At 66.0% G+C, this 21,706-nt stretch carries 15 protein-coding genes; 4 read left to right on the top strand and 11 right to left on the bottom strand.

Annotation, left to right across the window (positions count from 1 at the left end; translation table 11 throughout):
- Positions 1-122 precede the first annotated feature (122 nt).
- The gene (locus BTN82_RS16935) at positions 123-2,207 is read left to right on the top strand and encodes a TonB-dependent receptor (protein WP_075120273.1); all 2,085 of its coding nucleotides are present in this window, start codon (positions 123-125) and stop codon (positions 2,205-2,207) included.
- Positions 2,208-2,274: 67 nt separating this feature from the next.
- Positions 2,275-3,582: an NtaA/DmoA family FMN-dependent monooxygenase gene (locus BTN82_RS16940; protein ID WP_075120274.1), complete on the top strand. Its 1,308-nt coding sequence runs from the start codon at positions 2,275-2,277 to the stop codon at positions 3,580-3,582.
- Between the two features lie 45 nt (positions 3,583-3,627).
- Here BTN82_RS16940 and BTN82_RS16945 read toward each other — a convergent pair whose 3' ends face one another.
- The 11 genes from BTN82_RS16945 to BTN82_RS17005 all read right to left on the bottom strand — a co-directional run bounded on the left by BTN82_RS16945 (position 3,628) and on the right by BTN82_RS17005 (position 18,893).
- The gene (locus BTN82_RS16945; protein WP_075120275.1) at positions 3,628-4,323 is read right to left on the bottom strand and encodes an anaerobic ribonucleoside-triphosphate reductase activating protein; all 696 of its coding nucleotides are present in this window, start codon (positions 4,321-4,323) and stop codon (positions 3,628-3,630) included.
- Positions 4,320-4,487 carry an anaerobic ribonucleoside-triphosphate reductase gene (gene nrdD / locus BTN82_RS16950; protein WP_075120276.1) on the bottom strand — a complete coding sequence of 56 codons (168 nt, stop codon included), beginning with the start codon at positions 4,485-4,487 and terminating at the stop codon, positions 4,320-4,322. Before nrdD ends, BTN82_RS16945 begins: the two co-directional genes overlap by 4 nt.
- Before the next feature lie 31 nt (positions 4,488-4,518).
- Positions 4,519-6,531, bottom strand: coding sequence for a ribonucleoside triphosphate reductase (locus BTN82_RS16955; protein ID WP_075120277.1), 2,013 nt, complete (start codon positions 6,529-6,531; stop codon positions 4,519-4,521).
- Between the two features lie 897 nt (positions 6,532-7,428).
- Positions 7,429-8,421 carry a GTP 3',8-cyclase MoaA gene (gene moaA / locus BTN82_RS16970; RefSeq protein ID WP_075120278.1) on the bottom strand — a complete coding sequence of 331 codons (993 nt, stop codon included), beginning with the start codon at positions 8,419-8,421 and terminating at the stop codon, positions 7,429-7,431.
- Positions 8,422-8,431: 10 nt separating this feature from the next.
- On the bottom strand, positions 8,432-9,388 hold the full coding sequence (locus BTN82_RS16975; RefSeq protein WP_075120279.1) for a peptidylprolyl isomerase: 957 nt from the start codon (positions 9,386-9,388) through the stop codon (positions 8,432-8,434).
- Between the two features lie 10 nt (positions 9,389-9,398).
- Positions 9,399-10,079, bottom strand: coding sequence for a respiratory nitrate reductase subunit gamma (gene narI / locus BTN82_RS16980; protein ID WP_075120280.1), 681 nt, complete (start codon positions 10,077-10,079; stop codon positions 9,399-9,401).
- Complete coding sequence (gene narJ / locus BTN82_RS16985; RefSeq protein ID WP_075120281.1) at positions 10,072-10,827, bottom strand: nitrate reductase molybdenum cofactor assembly chaperone; 756 nt, start codon at positions 10,825-10,827, stop codon at positions 10,072-10,074. The genes narI and narJ overlap by 8 nt, the downstream gene beginning before the upstream one ends.
- Before the next feature lie 2 nt (positions 10,828-10,829).
- Positions 10,830-12,368, bottom strand: a complete 1,539-nt coding sequence (gene narH, locus BTN82_RS16990) for a nitrate reductase subunit beta (protein ID WP_075120282.1) — start codon at positions 12,366-12,368, stop codon at positions 10,830-10,832.
- Between the two features lie 9 nt (positions 12,369-12,377).
- Positions 12,378-16,145, bottom strand: coding sequence for a nitrate reductase subunit alpha (locus BTN82_RS16995; protein ID WP_075120283.1), 3,768 nt, complete (start codon positions 16,143-16,145; stop codon positions 12,378-12,380).
- Between the two features lie 68 nt (positions 16,146-16,213).
- Positions 16,214-17,611 (bottom strand): NarK family nitrate/nitrite MFS transporter, encoded by a 1,398-nt coding sequence (locus BTN82_RS17000; protein WP_075120284.1) that lies wholly within the window; start codon positions 17,609-17,611, stop codon positions 16,214-16,216.
- Entirely contained in the window at positions 17,598-18,893 is a 1,296-nt protein-coding gene (locus BTN82_RS17005; RefSeq protein WP_075120285.1) for an MFS transporter, read from the bottom strand. Before BTN82_RS17005 ends, BTN82_RS17000 begins: the two co-directional genes overlap by 14 nt.
- A gap of 313 nt (positions 18,894-19,206) precedes the next feature.
- On the opposite strand from BTN82_RS17005, the gene BTN82_RS17010 reads away from it, so the two are divergent.
- Positions 19,207-21,024, top strand: a complete 1,818-nt coding sequence (locus tag BTN82_RS17010; RefSeq protein WP_075120286.1) for a HAMP domain-containing protein — start codon at positions 19,207-19,209, stop codon at positions 21,022-21,024.
- Positions 21,021-21,668, top strand: a complete 648-nt coding sequence (gene narL, locus BTN82_RS17015) for a two-component system response regulator NarL (RefSeq protein ID WP_075120287.1) — start codon at positions 21,021-21,023, stop codon at positions 21,666-21,668. Before BTN82_RS17010 ends, narL begins: the two co-directional genes overlap by 4 nt.
- Positions 21,669-21,706: the final 38 nt, after the last annotated feature.

Here is a 21,706-nt window from a genome sequence, read left to right on the forward strand (position 1 = left end):
CTGCAGGCTTGGCGAGCCGCCAAAAATACCACAATGCAGAACCTATTCCTTATTGAGGAATATCGTAGGCGCATGATAGGCTCGCCGCTAATGAGGATCATTCCTATTTGGAGAGTAACTTGATGGCACAACCCCATCGCGCCTTCGGGCATGGCATCGGCGTCTTCACACTGTCGACCCTGCTGGCGTCCCCCGCCACCCTGGCGCAGGAAACCAAGACCGCCGACAAAGCCGGCATCACCCTGGAGTCGTTTGTCGTCACCGGCGAGAAACTCGAACGCGACCTGAAGAACACCGCGTCGTCCGTCTCGGTCAAGACCGCCCGGGACCTCGACCGCGAAGAAACCGGCAACGCCTCGGTACGGGAAGCGATCGACGATGTGCCGAACGTGATTTACACCGATTCGGTGGGCGCGCCGATCATCCGTGGCCAGGACACCCAAGGGCCGAACAACGGGCAGAACGTGTTCTGGGGTGGCACGGTGCCCCGCGCCACCATCAACCTCGACGGCCACTACCTGAACTACAACGAGATGTTCTTCGGCGCCACCTCGGTCTGGGACGTCGACCGCATCGAAGTCTTCCGCGGCCCGCAGACCACCTCCCAGGGGGCGAACGCGATCGCCGGGGCGATCATCGTCAACACCAAGGACCCGACCTTCACCCCCGAGGCGGCCTACCAGGCGGAAATCGGCAGCTACCACTCGCGGCGCAGTTCGCTAGCGGTCTCCGGCCCGCTGCTGGGCGAGGACCTGGCCGGACGGCTGGCGGTGGATTATTCCGCGCGCGACACCTTCATCGACTACGACAACCCGAACTTCCAGCGCGGCAGCAGCGATCAGGATTTCCGCGCCCTGAACCTGCGCGCCAAGCTGCTGTGGCTGCCCAGCAACATCCCGGGGCTGGAGACCAAGTTCACCTTTTCGCACAACGACACCAACCGCCCGACCCAGGAAGCGGCCTCGGCGCCCTTCCACAAGCTGGAACACAGCAGCACCACCATGCCCAGCTGGGAGCAGGACACCAACACCAGCATCCTCGACGTCGCCTACGACCTGGACAACGGCATCAAGCTGTTCAACCAGGCGCAGTATTCCCTGTCGTCGGTGCACCGGGTCACCGGGGCCGCCGGGCAAGGCGACGCGGATGTCCGGCAGAAGAACGCCTCCAACGAGTCGCGTATCACCTTCGGCGACCAGGAGGATGTGCTGAGCGGGATGGGCGGCCTCTACTACGCCCACACCAAAACCGACGAAACCCTCAACCTGCGCGGGCTGTCCGCCTTCGACGACACCAAGGAAAACTTCGGCCTGTTCGGCGAACTGCACTACCGCCTGACCGAGCGCTGGACCCTGAGCACCGGCCTGCGCTACCAGCAGGATCGCATCGAACGGCTTGGCAACTCGGTGCTCGCGCCCCAGGCGCTGGACTACCAGAAAACCTTCCAGGCGGTGTTGCCCAAGGTGTCCCTGGCCTATGCCGTGACGCCGCAATGGACAGTCGGCGCCCTGGTCAGCCGCGGCTACAACCCGGGCGGCGTGTCCCTCAACCTGAGCACCCGGCAGTGGGCTTATTTCAAGGAAGAGTCGATCTGGAACTACGAACTGTTCACCCGGGCCAACCTGCTCGACGACCGGCTGACCCTGAGCAGCAACCTGTTCTACATGGACTTCAAGGACGCCCAGTACAACATCCCGGTGGTGATCTCGCCGGGGGTCGCCCAGTCCTACACCATCAATGCCGAGAAGGCCCATGCCTACGGCCTGGAACTGGCGGCCGACTACCGCCTGCTGGACAACCTGACGCTCAAGGCCAGCGCCGGCACGCTGCGCACCCGCATCGACAAGATCTCCAGCAACGCCGGCTACGAACACAACGAGTTCGCCCGTTCGCCCGGCTACACCCTGAGCGTCGGCCCCAGCTGGGACATTACCGAGCGCCTCAACCTCAACGCCCAGGTGCGTTACCTGGACGGCTACTACTCCGACACCGCCAACACCTCGGCCTACTCGATCAAGCCCTACACCCTCACCGACGCCCGCATGAGCTACCGCTTCAACGACCAGGTGCAGCTCTACGGCTACGTCAAGAACGTCTTCGACGATCGCTCGCCGACCTATATGCAGGAAAACCGCGGCATCGGCGGCATCGAGGCGAGCATGACCCAGCCACGCACGGTCGGGATCGGCGTCAAGGGCGCGTTTTGAGGCCCGCCACACACAACCCACACAACCGTCGCGCGCCGTTGCTGCGCGCGCAGGAGATTGGCCACAGATGAGTACCCGCAAACAGCTGCACATCGGCATGTCGCTGGCCCCGACCTGGTTGAGCGGCGACGCCTGGCGTCGCGCCGACAGCAATATCGAGGGGATTTTCTCCGCCGACTTCGCGGTCGACATCGCCCGGCGCTCGGAAGCTGCGCACCTCGATTTCGTCTTTCGGCCCGACGTCAGCTACCTGCCCCTGGAAGTGCTGGCCACCGGTTCCGGCTTCGCCAGCCTCGACCCCACGGTGCTGCTCGCCGCCGTGGCTCGCGAGACCTCGCGCATCGGCCTGGTGACCACGGTCTCGACCACCTTCTTCCCGCCCTACGTGGTCGCACGGCAACTGCAATCGCTGCACTGGATCAGCAACGGGCGGGCAGGCTGGAATATCGTCACGGCGTTGCAGGGCCACGAAAACTTCGGCTTGCAGGCCATGCCCAGCGCCGAAGAACGTTATGCCCGGGCCGCCGAGTTCACCCAGGTGGTGCTCCGGCTATGGGACAGTTTCCCCCACGAAGCCCTGCTGATCGATCGGCAGAACGGGCGCTACGCCGACGTCGCCCAGGTTCGCCCCATCGACCACGACGGTACCTATTTGCGCGTACGCGGCCCACTCAACCTGCCGGCGTTCGCCAACGCGCGGATTCCGCTGATCCAGGCCGGCGCCTCGGACACCGGGCGAGACTTCGCCGCTTCGGTCGCCGACCTGGTGTTCGCTCCGACGCCGGACAAGGCCGCCGCGCTCGAACTGCGCCGCGACCTGTCGCGGCGCGCCGAACGCCATGGCCGCTCGCCTCAGGATGTGCGCCTGCTGCCCGGCCTGAGCCTGTACCTGGCGCCAAGCCGCAAGGCGGCCCACGAACTGTTCATGCAGACCCACGAGCACGTCGACAAGGCCCGCAAGCTGGCGTCGATCAAGCAGATGATCGGGCTCGACCTCAGCGACTGGCCCGTGGATCGGCCCGTCGGCGCCACCGACCTGCCGCCGCCGGCGGACAACCCCGCCAGCCGCACCCACAGCAACCTGCTGCGCCGGTTGATCGAGCGCGAGTCCCTGTATCTGGAGCAATTGCTGCTGCGCCCGGAAGTCATTTCCGCCGCCCACTGGCAGGTGGTCGGCACTGTCGACGACGCCGTCGAACAGATCCTCGACTGGGCCGACGCCGGCGCGATAGACGGTTTTATCGCGGCGCCGGGCGGCTCGTTCGGCTCGCTGCAGTTGTTCCTCGAACAGGTGGTTCCACGCCTGGTGGAAGCCGGGGTGTTCCGCGAACGTTATCGCGGCAGCACCTTTGCCGAACACCTCGAGGACCGCTGACGGCCCGGGCGGCTCGAGGTCAAGCCCGCCCTCGCCCGCCCCGCCCTAGCCGCGCAACACGAACTGCCCGAACATCTCGCGCAGGTGCTGCCACAGGTCGGGCACCAGCACCGCTTGCGGCGCGCTCGACAGCTGCGGGTCGAGCATGCGCGCGGGGCGCACCATCTGCACCGCGAAGCGCTTGACCCCCAACGCTTGCAGGCGTTGCCCCAACAGCAGCAGCCGCGCTGGCTGCAACAGATGCCAGTGCACGGTGGTCCGGCATTCGTAGTCGACGCCGCTGGCCAGCAGGTGTTCCAGGCTGCGCCAGTTGGCCCGGCCGCTGCCCTCGATCCCGGTGATCGCCGGAACGTCCTCGGCCAGGCCCTTGACGTCGAAGCCGACCCAGTCGGCGCCGGCCAGCGCCTTGGCAAAGGCCTTGGGCTTGATCCCGGCACTGTGCAGGCCGACCCGGAAGCCCATGGCGCGCACCTCGTCCATCGCCCCGCGCAAACCGTCCTGCAAGGTCGGCTCGCCGCCGCTGAACACCACGGCATCGAGCAGGTCCTGGCGGCGTTGCAGAAAACCCCGGACCCGGCACCAGTCCATTTCCTCGTTGCCGCGCGGCGCGATCAGTTGCGGGTTGTGGCAGTAGCGACAACGCCAGGCGCAGCCCTGGCAGAACAGCACGCACGCCAGCAGCCCCGGGTAGTCGAGGGTGGTCAGGGGCACCAGGCCCCCGACCCGCAGCCCTCGGCTCATGGCTGCCCTGCCGCGGCCGCCGGCTCGGTGAAGTGCTGGCGCTCGCGGTGCTCGGACTGTTTGCCCGGGTTGAAGGCCGCGACCGGGCGGTGATACCCCATCACCCGGGTCCAGACTTCGCAGCGCTGGCGTTGCGCCTGGGGCAATGTGTGCGATGTGTTCATGGTGAAACTCCTTGCGAGGGTGGGAAAAAAATCAGTGCACGCTGCCCGATTGCTGGGCCAGCAACAGGGCTTCGTCGCACTTGGGGCAGAACTCGTGTTCGCCGTCGAGGTAGCCGTGCACCGGGCAGATGGAAAAGGTCGGGGTCACGGTCAGGTACGGCAGGCGGAAGCGCCCGAGGGCCTTGCGCACCAGTTGCTTGCAGGCCGCCGCCGAGGAAATCCGCTCGGCCATGTACAGGTGCAGCACGGTGCCGCCGGTGTATTTGCACTGCAGTTCGTCTTGCAGCTCCAGGGCCTCGAACGGGTCGTCGGTGTAGCCCACCGGCAGTTGCGAAGAGTTGGTGTAGTACGGCGCGTCCTCGCTGCCGGCCTGGAGAATGCCCGGGTAACGCTTGCGGTCCTCCTTGGCGAAGCGGTAGGTGGTGCCTTCCGCCGGCGTCGCCTCGAGGTTGTACAGGTGCCCGGTTTCCTCCTGGAAGCGCACCAGGGTGGCCCGCACATGGTCCAGCAGGCGCAAGGCGAACTGGCGCCCCTGCTCAGTGTGCAGGCCCTGTTCGTCGGCGCTGAAGTTGCGCAGCATTTCATGCAGGCCGTTGAGGCCGATGGTCGAGAAGTGATTGCGCAGCGTGCCCAGGTAACGCCGGGTGTAGGGGTACAGGCCGGCGTCCATATGGTGCTGGATCACCTTGCGCTTGACCTCCAGGCTCTCCATCGCCAACTCCATCAGCGCGTCCAGGCGTTGCAACAGGCCACTGGTATTGCCCTTGAACACATGGCCCAGGCGTGTGCAGTTGATCGTCACCACCCCCAGCGAACCGGTCTGCTCCGCCGAACCGAACAGGCCGCCGCCGCGCTTGAGCAGCTCGCGCACGTCCAGTTGCAGGCGGCAGCACATCGAGCGCACCTGGTTGGGCTGCATGTCCGAGTTGAGGAAGTTCTGGAAATACGGCAGGCCGTAGCGCGCGGTCATCTCGAACAGGCGCTCGGCGTTGTCGCTGTCCCAGGGAAAGTCGTGGGTGATGTTGTAGGTCGGGATCGGGAAGGTGAACACCCGGCCCTTGGCGTCGCCGGCCTGCATCACTTCGATGTAGGCGCGGTTGAGCAGGTCCATCTCGGCTTGCAGCTCGCCGTAGGCGAAGGGCATTTCCTCGCCGCCGATCACCGGGATCTGTTCGCGCAGGTCCTGCGGGCAGACCCAGTCGAAGGTCAGGTTGGTAAAGGGCGTCTGGGTGCCCCAGCGCGACGGCACGTTGAGGTTGTAGATGAATTCCTGGAGCGCCTGGCGCACCTCGGGGTAGCTCAGGCGGTCCTTGCGCACATAGGGCGCGAGGTAGGTATCGAAGGAGCTGAAGGCCTGGGCCCCGGCCCATTCGTTCTGCAAGGTGCCGAGGAAATTCACCATCTGCCCCAGGGCGCTGCCCAGGTGCTTGGGCGGCCCGGCCTCGACCCGGCCGGGCACGCCGTTGAGGCCTTCGTGCAGCAAGGTGCGCAACGACCAGCCGGCGCAGTAGCCGGCGAGCATGTCGAGGTCGTGGATATGCAGGTCGGCCTCGCGGTGGGCGCGGCCGATGGCTGGGCTGTAGACCTCGTCCAGCCAGTAGTTGGCGGTGACCTTGCCGGACACGTTGAGCACCAGCCCGCCGAGGGAGTAGCCCTGGTTGGCGTTGGCCTGGACGCGCCAGTCCTCGCGGTCGAGGTATTCGTTCATCGAGGCCGCCACCGCGACCAGGGTCTTGCGGTCGCGGCGCAGGCGGCCGTGCCGTTCGCGGTAGACGATGTAGGCGCGCAGGGCGCAGAAGAAGCCGGCGTCCATCAGCACCCGTTCGACCCGGTCCTGGATCTGTTCGACGTGCAGGTTCGTGTGCTGTTCCAGGTGGGCCAGCACGGCCTTGAGCAGGCCTTCGGCTTCGACCTCGGTGTACTCGCCCGTGGCCGTGCCGGCGGCGATCAGGGCCTGGCGGATCTTGTCCGCGTCGAAGGCAACCAGGCTGCCGTCGCGTTTGTGCAGGCGGTTGTTGCCGAGCCTGATCAGGGTGCTGTGCATTTGACCTCCGCATACTACATATGGGTGTTTTTGATTCTTAAAACACAATATGCAGTGAATTTACGGAGATTCGGTTGGGTTACCATTGATCGTGGTCAAGTTTTTTTGGTTCGGGTACATATCCGTTGCTGCGGTCATGGCCACTTAGGGTTCCGCTCTTACAGCGGCTCACTTTTGATAGAGCGCAAAAGTAAGCAAAACGCTCTTGCCCCTCCACTCGGTGCCTCGCTAGGGCTCGGCATGCCCTCACTCCGGCATTGATCCGTGGGCCGCCGCAAGGGGCCATCCCTGGCCCCGTGCGGCTAACCCGGCGTCCTGCCGGGTTGCCCACGGCTCAATGCCTGCGTTCGGCCATCGTGGTTAACGGGGCGCTGAGATCAAAATCAAAAGCAAGACGGCGGCCTACAGGCCGGCCTGAGGCTGGACACGGTTCCTGTAGCCGCTGCCGAGCCTGCGAGGCTGCGTACGGCTGCGCAGCAGTCGCAAAACCAGGCACTGCGTTTTCCCTGATAAACCGCGTGGGCAGGTTTGGCGAGTCCTTCGGCCTCGTACGCAGCCTCGCAGGCTCGGCAGCGGCTACACCGTTTCGCGCCGACCGGTAGGTCGCGCCAGCGCCGGCTTTTGATCCACCCTGCCCCGTTCCCAGAGGCCGAGCGCAGGTCTTGCGCAGGGGGCACCTCGGCAGGGATGCCGAGGTAGCCGCGCGGGGCCAGGGATGGCCCCTCGCGGCGGCCCCCGGAGCAAGACCGGAGTGAGGGCATGCCGAGCCTAGGCGAGGCACCGAATGGAGGGGCAAGACCTTTTGGTTACTTTTGGGGCGTTTGCCAAAAGTGACCCGCTGTAAGAGCGGAACCATAAGCAGCCGTTACCGCAGCAACGGATATACCCCCAATCTCATCACCCCCCACTCATATTCATAAACCTCACCACCTGCACCACCCCCTGCGGACTGAATTCATGCCCCCACGGCTTCCCCCGCACCGCCTTGTGCAAAGCCTCGATCAACGGCCGATCATCCAGCGGATAGCGCCGCAGCAACCCGCGCAAATCCAGGGCATCCTCCTGCCCCAGGCACAACAACAGCTTGCCCTCGACCGTCATGCGCAGCCGATTGCAACTGCCGCAAAAGTTGTGGCTGTTGGGCGAGATAAAACCGATCCGCGTTTGCGGATGGCGCTCCAGACGCACATAACGCGCCGGCCCGCCGCTGTGTTCGGTGCTGTCGAGCAAGGCGTGGCGGCTGGCGATCAGCGCCCGCACCTCGTCGCTCGCGCAGAAGGCCTCGCCCCGCGAACGACCGACGTCGCCCAGGGGCATTTCCTCGATGAAGCTGATGTCGATGCCCTGCTCGATGGCGTACTGCACCAGCCGCGGCACTTCGTCGAAGTTGCGCCCCTTCATCACCACGCAGTTGAGCTTGACCCGCTCGAACCCCGCGTCGCGCGCCGCCTCGATGCCGCGCAGCACTTGTTCGAGGTCGCCGTTGCGGGTGATGGCGCGAAACTTCTGCCGGTCCAGGCTATCCAGGCTGATGTTCATGCGCTTGACCCCGGCCTGCGCCAGCGGCCGGGCCAGGCGCTCCAGCTGCGAGCCGTTGCTGGTCATCACCAGCTCGCGCAACCCCGGCAAGGCCGCGATGCTGCGGCACAGGTCGACGATGCCCGGGCGAATCAGCGGCTCGCCGCCGGTCAGGCGGATCTTGCTCACCCCCTGGCCGACGAACAGCGCCGCCACCCGCTGCAACTCCTCCAGGGTCAGCACCTGCTGGCGCGGCAGGAAGGTCATGTTCTTGGCCATGCAGTACACACAGCGAAAATCGCAGCGGTCGGTGACCGACAAGCGCAGATAATCGATCTGCCGCCCGAAACCGTCCTGCATCACATTGCTCATGGCCTTCCCCTTACTGCACCAGCGGCGAGTCGGCGCCCTGCAACTGGATGCCGCGAATGTCCGCGGCGCCGACCAGGGTTTGCAGGTACTGCACCACGGCCTTTTGCCAGACGCCCTGTTGCAGCTGGTTGCGGATCGCCGTGGCCACCGCCTCGTACGGCAAGGCCTGGCCTTCGACCCGCTGGTCGACGTGGATCACATGCCAGCCGTAGCGGCTTTCCAGCGGCTGGCCGGCCAGCCCCGGGGCCAGGCCGAACAGCTGGCGCTCCAGCTCGGGCACGGTCTGGCCCTTGCTGATCTGCCCCAGGGAACCGCCTTGGGCCTTCGACGGGCAGGCCGAATACTTGTGCGCCAGCTCGGCGAAGCTGTCGGGCGCTTCATCCAGGCGTTGCAGCAAGATTTCCGCCTGGACCCGCGCCACGCTGCGCGCCGCCGCGTCGTCCGGCGCGCACTCGAGCAGGATGTGCCGCACCGCCAGCAACGGCGCGCTGTGAAAGCGCCCGCGGTTGTTGTCGTAGTAGCGCCAGCAACTGGCTTCGTCGCACTCCGGCACCTGCACCTCGCGTTCCAGCAGCAAGCGGGTGGCCGCCTCCTCCTGGTTCTCGCCGGCGCCCACGTGCAGCTCCAGGCCCAGCTCGGCGATCCGCTGCTGCAACAGCTCGCGAATCACCAGGGCCTTGGCCGCCAGGTACACCGCCTCCTCGCGGTTTTGCGCCGGGTGATATTGCAGCTCCTGGGCCAGCGCCTGGGGGGTGATCGCCACCTGGTTGACGCTGACGATCGGCCACTCCTGCTCGCTGCTGGCAATCAGTTGCGCCGGGGCCTCGTCGGCCGCGGGCAGCACCGGCGGTGTGAACGCCAGCGCCCCACTACCCTCGCCTCCTGGCAGCGCCGGCTCTTCCCGGGCCGAAGACCCACAACCGCCGCTGCCGCCTTTACCGCCCCCACATCCACATCCGCCTGACATGAGCACCTCCTCAGATTTTCTGCCGCACGATTTGATAACGCCGCCCCAGGTACCAGACCGGCGCGCTGATCACATGCACCAGGCGGGTAAAGGGGAACAGCACGAACAGGGTCAGGCCGAGGAACACATGCAGCTTGTAGGTCAGGCCGACCGGCGCGATGGCCGCCGCCGCGTCCATGGGCCGCAGCAGCACGACGTTCTGCGCCCAGTCGGCGAGCATCACCATCACCGAGCCGTCCATGTGCGCGGTGGACGCGACAATGGTCAGCAACCCCAGCAGCAACTGCGCCAGCAGCACCAGCAAGATCAGGATGTCCGACGGGTTGGAGGTGACGCGGACCCGTGGGTCGCTCAAGCGCCGCTTGATCAGCATCAGCAGACCGATCAGGCACAGCAGGCCGAAGAACCCGCCGGAGACCATCGCCAGCAATTGCTTGTGCTCGGTGCTGATCACAGGGTGATAGACCGAGGCCGGGGTCAGCAGGCCGACGAAGTGCCCGGCCAGGACGAACAGCACGCCGACATGGAACAGGTTGCTCGCCACCCGCATGCCGCGGTTGTTGAGCATCTGGCTGGAACTGGCCTTCCAGCTGTACTGCGACAGGTCGAAACGCGCCCAACTGCCCAACAGGCAGATCGCCAGGGCCACGTAGGGATAGACCCCGAACGCCAACAGATTCCACTTAGACATTGCCGATCTCCTTGGCTGGCACGGCGGCCAGCTCCTGATGCTGAAAACCCACCCAGTGCAGCGGTACCGCGCTCTCTTCCCGGGCCTTGCCCGGGGCGCTCGGCAGGGCGCTGCAACGTTCCTGCTGCTCGGCCTTGAGAAAGTCCACCGCCTCCTCTTCCCAGACCTTGTCCAGGGCTTCCAGGGAGTCGTCGCGCTGCTCGGCTGCGACCTGCTCGCGCAGGTCGGCCACCGCCTGGTGCGGTTCCTCGCCGGCAATCTGCAACAAGGCGCGGAAGCAACTGGCATAGGCGCTCTCGCGCTCTTCCAGGCGCGCGGCGAGCAAGGCCAGCAGGTGCGCGACGTCGGCCAGGCCCTCGCGGGCCTCCAGGTCGTCGCAGGTGGAGAGAAACTCCAGGTACAGCGGGATGTAGTCCGGCAGCTCCTTGACGCCGATGGCGAAACCGGCGGCCTCGTACTGCGCCAGCATGTCGACCATGGCCTGGCCGCGATCGCGGGACTCGCCGTGCACGTGCTCGAACAGCAGCAGCGACAGCGCGCGGCCGCGGCCGAACAGCGCGCCGTAGTGTTCCTGGCCGTCCATCAGGTCGTTGTTGCAGATCAGTTCCAGCAGCTCGAACAACGCGCCGCGCTGTTTCGGGCTGATCTCCCGGGCCTGGATGATCGCCTGCTCCAGTTCGTCGCGGCCCTCGACCAGGGTTGCGCTCGGGTAATCGAGCAGCAGCGAAATCACTTTAAGGATGCGCATGCTCAGTCCTCCCACAGCTGTACGGTTTTCAGGATGTCGCGGCGGTTGGCTTTCTTCGCCCCGAACATGTTGGTGTCGGAACTGCCGCTGCAACCGCTGCCGAAACTGAAGCCGCAACCGGAACGTTCGGCGAACGCGTCGCTCATGGCTTCCTCGCGGTGCGCGCTGGGCACCACGTAGCGGTCTTCGTAGTTGGCGATGGCCAGGTAGCGGTACATCTCCTCGACCTGGCTCACGCTCAGGCCGACGTCCTCGAGCACTTGCAAATCCTGCACCCCTTCGACCTGCTCGGAACGCTTGTAGGCACGCATCGCCAGCAGGCGCTTGAGGGCGCGCTTGACCGGTTTCTCGTCGCCCGCAGTCAGCAGGTTGGCCAGGTAACGCAGGGGGATGCGCAGGCTGTCGACGTCCGGGATCACCCCGTTCATGCCCACGGTGCCGGCGGCCGCGGCGTTCTGGATCGGCGACAGCGGCGGCACGTACCAGACCATCGGCAAGGTGCGGTATTCCGGGTGCAGCGGTAGCGCCAGCTGCCAGTCGACGGCCATCTTGTACACGGGCGAACGTTGCGCGGCGTCGATCACCGACTGCGGCACGCCGTCGGCCAGGGCCTGGCGGATCACCGCCGGGTCATGGGGATCGAGGAAGATCTCCAGCTGCTTCTGGTACAGGTCCTGCTCGCTGGCGGTGCTCGCCACCTCGCTGATGCGGTCGGCGTCGTACAGCAGCACGCCGAGGTAGCGGATACGGCCGACGCAGGTTTCCGCGCAGACCGTGGGCATGCCCGCTTCGATCCGCGGGTAGCAGAAGATGCACTTCTCCGACTTACCGCTCTTCCAGTTGAAATAGATCTTCTTGTACGGGCAGCCGCTGATGCACATGCGCCAGCCGCGGCATTTCTCCTGGTCGATCAGGACGATGCCGTCCTCCTCGCGCTTGTAGATCGCCCCGCTCGGGCAAGACGCCGCGCACGCCGGGTTCAGGCAGTGCTCGCACAAGCGCGGCAGGTACATCATGAACGTGTTTTCGTACTCGCCGTAGATGTCCGCCTGGATCTGGTCGAAATTCTGGTCCTTGCGCCGTTTGGCGAATTCGCTGCCGAGGATCTCTTCCCAGTTCGGGCCCCACTCGATCTTTTCCATGCGCTTGCCGGACACCACCGAGCGCGGCCGCGCGGTCGGCTGATGGTCGCCCAGGGGCGCGCTGTGCAGGTGCTGGTAGTCGAAGTCGAACGGCTCGTAGTAGTCGTCCAGGCCAGGCAGATCAGGGTTGGCGAAGATGTTCGCCAGCACCCGGAACTTGCCGCCGATGCGCGGGTTGATCGAGCCATTGGCGTTGCGCACCCAGCCGCCCTTCCACTTGTCCTGGTTTTCCCATTCTTTGGGGTAGCCGATCCCGGGCTTGCTCTCGACGTTGTTGAACCAGGCGTACTCCATGCCTTCGCGGCTGGTCCAGACGTTCTTGCAGGTGATCGAGCAGGTGTGGCAGCCGATGCATTTGTCCAGGTTCAGGACCATGCCGATTTGTGAACGAATCTTCATGACAACTCCTCAATCCATCTCGGTCGGCAGGGGGCGCGGCAGGTCGTCGCCGCTGGAACCGTCGAGCCAGTCGACGCGGGCCATCTTGCGCACCACGACGAACTCGTCGCGGTTGCAGCCGACCGTGCCGTAATAGTTGAAACCGTAGGCCTGCTGGGCGTAGCCACCGATCATGTGGGTCGGCTTGAGCACCACCCGGGTCACCGAGTTGTGGTGGCCGCCGCGGGTCCTGGTGGTCTCGGAGCCCGGCACGTTCACGATCCGTTCCTGGGCGTGGTACATCATCACCATGCCCTCCTTGACCCGCTGGCTGACCACCGCGCGGGCGGTCGCCGCGCCGTTGGCGTTGAAGCATTCGATCCAGTCGTTGTCCTCGATGCCGGCGCGTTTCGCGTCGATCTCCGAGAGCCAGACGATCGGCCCGCCGCGGCTCAGGGTGAGCATCAACAGGTTGTCGCTGTAGGTGCTGTGGATGCCCCACTTCTGGTGTGGAGTGATCCAGTTGAGGACGATTTCCGGGTGCCCGTTGGCACGCTTGCCCTTCACCGCCTCGATGGTCCGGGTGTTGACCGGCGGCCGGTAGCTCATCAGCTGTTCGCCGAACGCCTGCATCCACGGGTGGTCCTGGTAGAACTGCTGGCGACCGGTGATGGTGCGCCACGGGATGTTCTCGTGGACGTTGGTGTAGCCGGCGTTGTAGCTCACGTGGTCATCCTCCAGGCCCGACCAGGTAGGGCTGGAAATGATCTTGCGCGGCTGCGCCTGGATATCGCGGAAGCGGATCGCCTCATGGGCCTTGGGCAGCGCCAGGTGGCTGTGGTCGATGCCGGTGAATTCCGACAACGCGGCCCAGGCCTTGACCGCCACATGGCCGTTGGTTTCCGGGGCCAGGGACAGGATCACCTCGGCGGCGTCGATCGCGGTGTCGATCTTCGGCCGGCCCTGGCTGATGCCTTCGGCGCCTTCGCGGTAGTTCAGCTCGCCGAGGAATTGCACCTCGTGCTCGGTGTTCCAGTTGATGCCCTTGCCGCCGTTGCCGAGTTTTTCCAGCAACGGGCCGAGGGAGGTGAACTGCTTGTAGATGTTCGGGTAGTCGCGCTCGACGATTTGCAGGTTCGGCGCGTTCTTGCCCGGCTGCGGCGCGACGCCGGCGGTTTTCCAGTCGGTGCCGCCGAACGGCTGGGCCAGCTCGCCGACGCTGTCGTGCAGCAGCGGCACGGTGACCAGGTCCTGCTCCACGCCCAGGTGCCCTTCAGCCATGCTGGAAAACGCCTTGGCGATGCCTTTGTAGATCTCCCAGTCGGAACGCGATTCCCACGCCGGGTCGATGGCTGCCGACAGCGGGTGGATAAAGGGGTGCATGTCCGAGGTGTTCATGTCGTCCTTCTCGTACCAGGTCGCGGTCGGCAGGACGATGTCGGAATAGACGCAGGTCGAGGACATGCGGAAGTCCAGGGTGGTCACCAGGTCGAGCTTGCCGATGGCGCCTTCGTCGACCCATTCGGCTTCCTGCGGCTTGCAGTCGCCGGACTGGCCGATGTCCTCGTTCATCACCCCGTTACGGGTGCCGAGCAAGTACTTGAGCATGTACTCGTGGCCCTTGCCCGAGGAGCCCAGCAGGTTGGAACGCCAGATGAACAGGTTGCGCGGGAAGTTCTGCGGGCTGTCCGGCTGTTCGCAGGCAAAGCGCAGCGAGCCTTCGTGCAGGCTCTTGACCACGTAATCCTTCGGCGCCATGCCGGCCGCCGCGGCGTCGCGGGCAATGTGCAGCGGGTTGCGGTCCAGCTGCGGCGCGCTGGGCAGCCAGCCGGCGCGTTCGGCGCGGATGTTGTAGTCCAGCGCATGCTCGGGGAACTGGCGCTTGTCGGCCAGCGGCGAGAGCACGTCGTGCATGTTCATCTTCTCGTGGCGCCACTGCGAGCTGTGGGCGTAGAAGAAGCTGGTGCCGTTCATCTGCCGCGGCGGACGGTTCCAGTCCAGGCCGAAGGCCAGGGGCAGCCAGCCGCACTGCGGGCGCAGTTTTTCCTGGCCGACGTAGTGCGCCCAGCCGCCGCCGGTCTGGCCCACGCAACCGCAGAGCATGAGCATGTTGATCAGCCCGCGGTAGTTCATGTCCATGTGGTACCAGTGGTTCATCGCCGCGCCGACGATGATCATCGAGCGGCCGCGGGTCTTGTCGGCGTTGTCGGCGAACTCGCGGGCGATCTGGATGGCTTTTTCGCGGCTGACGCCGGTGATCTGCTCCTGCCAGGCCGGGGTACCGGGCACGCTGGCATCGTCGTAGTCCTTGGCCACGTTGGCACCGCCCAGGCCGCGGTCGATGGCCAGGTTGGCCGCCGACAGGTCGAACACCGTGGCCACTCGGGCCTCGCTGCCGTCGGCCAGGGTCAGGCTGCGCACCGGCACCCGGCGAAACTGCACGGCGTCGCCGGCCACGTGCTGGAAGTGCTCCTGGGTCTCGCCGGCGAAATACGGGAACGCCACTTCGGCGACGTCGCCGCCGAGCAGGCTCAGGCGCAGGTCGATCTCGCGGCCTTCGCCGCCTTCCCGGGGCAGGATGTTCCACTTGCCCTGCTCGCCCCAGCGATAGCCGATCGAACCCTGGGGCGACACCAGTTCGCCGTCGGCATCCATGGCGATGGTTTTCCACTCGGGGTTGTTGTCCTGGCCGAGGTTGCCGGCCAGGTCCGAGGCGCGCAGGAAGCGGTCCGGCTGGTAGCCGGCGCCCGGCGCGGTGCCGAGCATGGGTTTGAGCAGCACCAGCACCGGCAGGTCGGTGTAGCGCTTGGCGTAGTCGGTGAAATAGGCGCTCGGCCTGTCCAGGTGAAATTCCTTGAAGATCACATGGTTGAAGGCCTGGGCCAGCGCCGCGTCGGTGCCCTGCTTGGGGTTGAGCCACAGGTCGGTGAGCTTGGCCACTTCCGAGTAGTCGGGGGTGATGGCCACGGTCTTGGTGCCCTTGTAGCGCACCTCGGTGAAGAAGTGCGCGTCGGGGGTGCGGGTCTGCGGAACGTTGGAACCCCAGGCGATGATGTAGTTGGAGTTGTACCAGTCGGCCGACTCCGGCACGTCGGTCTGTTCGCCCCAGACCATCGGCGAGGCCGGCGGCAGGTCGCAGTACCAGTCGTAGAAGCTCAGGCAGGCGCCGCCGATCAGCGACAGGTAGCGGGCGCCGGCGGCGTAGCTGACCATCGACATGGCCGGGATCGGCGAGAAACCCACCACCCGGTCAGGGCCGTATTGCTTGACGGTGTAGACGTTGGCCGCGGCGACGATCTCGTTGACCTCGTCCCAGCTGGAACGGATGAAGCCGCCCATGCCGCGCTTGCTCTTGTACGACTCGGCCTTGGCCGGATCCTCGACGATGCTGGCCCAGGCCTCGACCGGCGCAAGGGTCTGGCGTGCCTCGCGCCACAGCTTGAGCAGCGGCTTGCGCACCTTGGGGTATTTCAGGCGGTTGGCGCTGTAGATGTACCAGCTGTAGCTGGCGCCCCGCGGGCAGCCGCGCGGCTCGTGGTTGGGCAGGTCGTTGCGGGTGCGCGGGTAGTCGGTCTGCTGGGTTTCCCAGGTGATCAGGCCGTTCTTCACGTAGATCTTCCACGAGCAGGAACCGGTGCAGTTCACCCCGTGGGTCGAACGCACGATCTTGTCGTACTGCCAGCGCGAGCGGTAGACGTTTTCCCAGTCGCGGGACTCCTTGCGGGTCTCCCCGTGGCCGTCGGCGAATTCGCTTTGCTTGCGGTTGAAGAACCGCAGTTGATCCAACAAATGACTCATGGTGCTTTCCTCTCAGGCTCGCCGCGGGGTTCTGCGCCCCGCCGGGCAAGGGATGAATTCATGTGGTGTCAGCAGGGAGTCGCCGCGCCTTTGCGCGCGTACCACCACCAGGTCACCAGGATGCAGCTCAGGTAAAAGCCGACGAACAGGTAGAAGGCCATCTGCGGGCCGCCGGTCAGGGCCATCGAGGTGCCGAAGGATTTGGGGATGAAGAACGCGCCGAAGGCGCCCATGGCCGAGCTGAAGCCCAGGACCGCGGCCGACTCCTTGCCGGCGTTCTTCTGCGCCTGCTCGCGCACCGCGGCGCTCTGCCCGGCGGCGGCCTGTTCGTGCAGGGTGCGGAAGATCACCGGGATCATGCGGAAGGTCGAACCGTTGCCGATGCCGGTGGTGACGAACAGCAGCATGAACATCCCGAGGAAGCCGTAGAAATTGCCGCTCTCGCCCTGCTGCGGGAGGAATGCCAGGACGCCGAAGACCATCGCGATCATCGCCACGAAGTTCCACAGGGTCACCCGCGCGCCGCCCAGCTTGTCCGCCAGCCAGCCGCCCAGCGGCCGCACCAGGGCACCCACCAGCGGGCCGAGGAAGGCGAAGGTCAAGGCGTTGACCTGGGGGAAGGCGGTCTTGATCAGCAGCGGAAAGGCCGCCGAGAAACCGATGAACGAGCCGAAGGTGGCCAGGTACAGCCAGCACATCAGCCAGTTGTGCTTGCGCTTGAAGATCACCGCCTGCTCGCGGAACGAGGCCTTGGCGCTGGACAGGTCGTTCATGCCGAACCAGGCCAGCAGGGTCACCGCGATAATGAACGGCACCCAGAGGAAGCCGGCGTTCTGCAACCACAGCTGGCTGCCGTCGGCCAGTGCCTGGGGCTGCCCGCCAAGCCAGCCGAACAGGCCGAAGGTGATCACCAGCGGCACGCAGAACTGCATCACCGAGACCCCGAGGTTGCCCAGCCCGGCGTTCAGGCCCAGGGCCGTGCCCTGCTGCGCCTTGGGGTAGAAGAAGCTGATGTTGGACATGCTCGAGGCGAAGTTGCCGCCGCCGAAACCGCAGAGCAGCGCGATCAGCACGAACACGCTGTAGGGGGTGTTCGGGTCCTGCACGGCAAAGCCCATCCACAACGACGGCAGCAACAGCGAAGCGGTGCTCAGGGCAGTCCAGCGGCGGCCGCCGAAGATCGGCACCATGAACGAATAGAACACCCGCAAGGTCGCCCCCGACAGCCCCGGCAGCGCCGCCAGCCAGAACAGCTGGTCGGTGCTGAAGCTGAAGCCGATGGCGTTCAGGCGCACGATCACCGTGCTCCAGACCATCCACACGGCGAACGCCAGGAGCAGTGCGGGAATGGAAATCCACAGGTTGCGGGTGGCGGTCTTTTTGCCGCTGCGGCCCCAGAACGCGGGGTCTTCCGGGCGCCAGTCGTGAATCACCGGGCCGTGGTCAGGCGTGTTAAGAACCGACATGGTCTTCTCCTTGGGCAATGCTGGAAAACGGCGCCGCGGCTGCCTGGGGCTGTCTGCCCAGCAGCGGGCGCTGGCGGATTTCGCTGAGGTACATCCAGGTGAGCGACACCCAGACCACGCCGTACATCAACATGAAGCAGGAAGAGCGCACGCCGGTGAGGTCCACTAGCGCGCCGAACAGAATGGGCAGGACGAAGCCGCCCAGGCCGCCGGCCAGCCCGACGATGCCGGACACCGCGCCCATGTTTTGCGGGTAGTCGTTGGCGATGTACTTGAACACCGAGGCCTTGCCGAAGGCGAAGGCGATGCCCATGACGAACAGCAGCACGGTGAACAGCGCGGGACTCAGGCCGATATGCATATCCAGGCTGCCGTCGACGGTGCGCACTTGCAGCTGGGTCTGCGGGTAGGACAGCAGGAACAGGCAGATCCAGCTGACCCAGAGCACCCACCAGGTCACGCTCTGCGCGCCCCAGCGGTCCGACATCCAGCCGCCGACCGCGCGCAGCACGCCGCCCGGCAGGGAAAAGCAAGCGGCCAGCAGCGCCGCGCTCTGCAGGCTGAAACCGTATTCCTGCACGTAGTACTGGGTCATCCACAGCGCCAGGGCCACGTAACCGCCGAAGACGATCGAGTAGTACTGGCAGTAGCGCCACACCGCCGGGTCTTTCAGCGCGCCCAACTGCTCGCGCAAGGTGGCGCCCGAGGCGCTGCGGTGGGCCTTGTTGTCGGCGCTGAGGAACCAGAACAGCAGCGCGGTGATAAACAGGATCGCGCTGAAGACTTTCGGCACCAGGTGCCAGCTGCCCGCGGCGATCAGCGCCGGCGCGAGGAACTTGGTCACCGCGGCGCCCGCGTTGCCGGCGCCGAAGATGCCCATGGCGAAACCCTGGTTGTCCTGGTCGAACCACTTGGCGACGTAGGCGATGCCGACGGAAAACGAACCGCCGGCCAGGCCGACGAACAGCCCCAGCACCAGGAACTGCCAATAGGCGGTGGCGTGGCTGATCAGGTACAGCGGCAGCACGCAGCTCAGCATCAGCAGGAAGAACACGCTGCGCCCGCCGAAACGGTCGGTCAACAGGCCCAGCGGCAGGCGTGCCAGGGAACCGGTCAGCACCGGTGTGGCGGCCAGAAGGCCGAACTGGGTTTCGTTGAGCGCCAGCAGTTCCTTGATCGGCACGCCGAGCACCGCGAACATCATCCAGACCATGAAGCACACGGTGAAGGCCAGCGTACTCATGCCCAGCACCAGGCCTTGGCGTACACGCGGTTGGGTCATCTCGCTCTCCAGTCAGTCGTTCATGGCCGCAGACTAGAGAGGCAAACCCGGCAAAAACTTGACCCGGATCAAGGAAGCCCGGGGCCTCGCGGGCCTATGCTTGCGGCGCCTACCTCCAACGAGGTAGGGCCGAAAAACCTCTGAACCCTTGGTTTTCCGGGCTCCTGCCGGCGCTGCACACCGCCGCCGCGCGGATCCGACCCACCACAACTCTTTAGAGGTAGAGCGCCAGGGACCGGCGGCCACACCATCGCCTGTCATCGCCTGGAGCCTCCATGCCCGTTTTCCCCCGCTTCGTCCGCGGCCCGCGCCCTTGATCCGCTGGCTGCGCAGTTCCCTGCCCGCCCGCGCCGGCCTGGCGGTGATCCTGATCGCCGTGCTGGCCCTGGCCAGTTCCCTGAGCGCCGGGCTGATCGCCTGGTTCAGCCAGGGCGACGCCGCGGCCATCAACACCGCGGGTTCGGTGCGCATGGAGACCTACCACCTGAGCTGGAAACTGGCCGCGGGCGCCAGCGCCGAGGAACTCGCCGAGATCGGCCAGAGCCTGCGCCAGCGCCTGGACAGCCCGTCGCTCAAGCGGGTCCTGGAAGACGGCGCCGACGCCGACCTGCAAGGCAGCTACCAGCAGATCCTGCAACGCTGGAACAACCAGTTGCAGCCCGCCCTGGAGCAGCGCGACGCCGCGGCGTTCCAGGCCCTGGCCCTGCCCTTCGTCGAACAGCTGAACCAGTTCGTCAGCCTGCTGCAACGCCAGAGCGAACATAAGCAGACCTGGCAACAGGTGATCCAGGGCGCGGCGCTGTTCACCACCCTGTTCGTCCTGCTGCTGGGGCTGTACGAACTGCAATACAGCGTGGTCACGCCCTTGCAGGAACTGGTGGAAGCCACCCAGCGCTTTCGCCGCGGCGATTTCCAGGCGCGGGTCAACCACCAGTCCCAGGACGAGCTGGGCCAGCTGGCCACCAGTTTCAACGCCATGGCCGAGACCATCGAGCAATCCCACCGCACCCTGGAAACCCTGGTGCGGCAAAAGACCCTCAACCTGCAACAGGCCAACGCCGCCCTCGAACTGCTGTACCAGAGCAGCCGCAGCCTGGCCACGCGGCTGGCCAACGCCGAAGGCCTGGACGAGCTGATCCGACGCTTCCAGCAGCGCCTGCCGGGGCTGCGCCTGTCGCTGTGCCTGCACGGCCAGTTGCAGGCCCCGACCCCGCAACTGATCGCCCTGCATGGCGCCGACAGCCGCGAGGTCTGCGCCCTCAGCGACTGCGCCAGCTGCCAGCGGCACCAGCCGACCGGGCGGCAGAGTTTCAGCATCAGCAACCAGGGCAACGCGCTGGGCGAACTCAAGGCGCACTTCGTCGACGGCCACGCCCCGCAAACCTGGGAAACCGAACTGATCCAGGCCCTGGCCACGCTGATCGGCACCTCGCTGTCGCTCAAGCGCCAGCGCGAGCAAGACCACCGCCTGTTGCTGTTCGAGGAGCGCGCGATCATCGCCCGCGAACTGCACGACTCGCTGGCCCAGGCCCTGTCCTACATGAAGCTGCAAGTCAGCCGCATGCAGACCCTGATGCGCCGCGGCGAACCGGTCAGCACCCTGGAAAACGTCACCGCCGAACTGCGCGAAGGGGTCAACAACGCCTACCGCCAGCTGCGCGAGCTGCTGACCACTTTCCGCTTGCAGATCCACGACGCCGGGCTGACCCAGGAGCTCAAGGCGACCGCCGAGGAGTTCTCCCGGCGCGGCGATTTCCAGGTGCACCTGCACCTCGACAGCCTGGCCTTCGAGCTCTCGGCCAGCGAGCAGATCCACCTGTTGCAGATCACCCGCGAGGCGCTCTCCAACTGCCTGCGCCATGCCCACGCCGAGAACGTCTGGCTGCAACTGCGCCAGCACGGCGAAACCCTGCGCCTGTCCGTCGAGGACGACGGCCGCGGCTTCAGCGCGCCGTGCGACCAGCGCGAACACCACGGGCTGAACATCATGGACGAGCGCGCCCGCAGCCTGCGCGGCCAGTTACAGATCTTTTCCCGAACACCCCAGGGCACCCGGGTGCAGATGGAGTTCTGCCCGGAATTTCTCGGCCACCCGACGGTCGGCCACCCCACAGAAGGCAGCGTCACATGAACCCGTCCCCCTCCTACCGGATCCTGCTGGTCGACGACCACCCGATGATGCGGCGCGGCATCCGCCAGATGCTCGAACTCGAAGACGACCTGCAGATCGTCGGCGAAGCCGGCCACGGCGAAGAAGCCCTGGCGCTGATCGAACCCTTGCGGCCCGACCTGGTGCTGCTCGACAACAACATGCCGCAGCTCAACGGCATCGAGACCCTGCGCCGCCTGCGCGCCATGGGCTATGCCGGCAAGGTGCTGCTGTTCACCGTGTCCGACGCCGAGGACGACATCCGCGACGCCCTGCGCCTGGACGCCGACGGCTACCTGCTCAAGGACATGGAGCCCGAGCTGCTGATCCAGTACCTGCGCGACGCCTTGAACGGCGCGCTGGTGATCAGCCCGGGGCTGACCCGGGTCATGGCCCAGGCCCTGCGCTCGCCGCCGCGCCAGGCGGACGTCGAGCTGACCGAGCGCGAGCGCCAGGTGCTCAAGACCATTGCCGGCGGCTACAGCAACAAGGTCATCGGCCACAAGCTGGGCATCACCGAAGGCACGGTCAAGGTCCATGTGAAGAACCTGCTGCACAAGCTCGGCCTGCGCTCGCGGGTCGAGGCCGCCGTGTGGGCCATGGAGCACCTGCGCAACGCCGGCTGAGCCGTCTGCCCCTTTAGAGGTAGGTCGGCGGAGGCATA

The sequence above is a fragment of the Pseudomonas chlororaphis genome (assembly GCF_001921865.1).
Classification (GTDB): Bacteria; Pseudomonadota; Gammaproteobacteria; order Pseudomonadales; family Pseudomonadaceae; genus Aquipseudomonas; species Aquipseudomonas chlororaphis_D.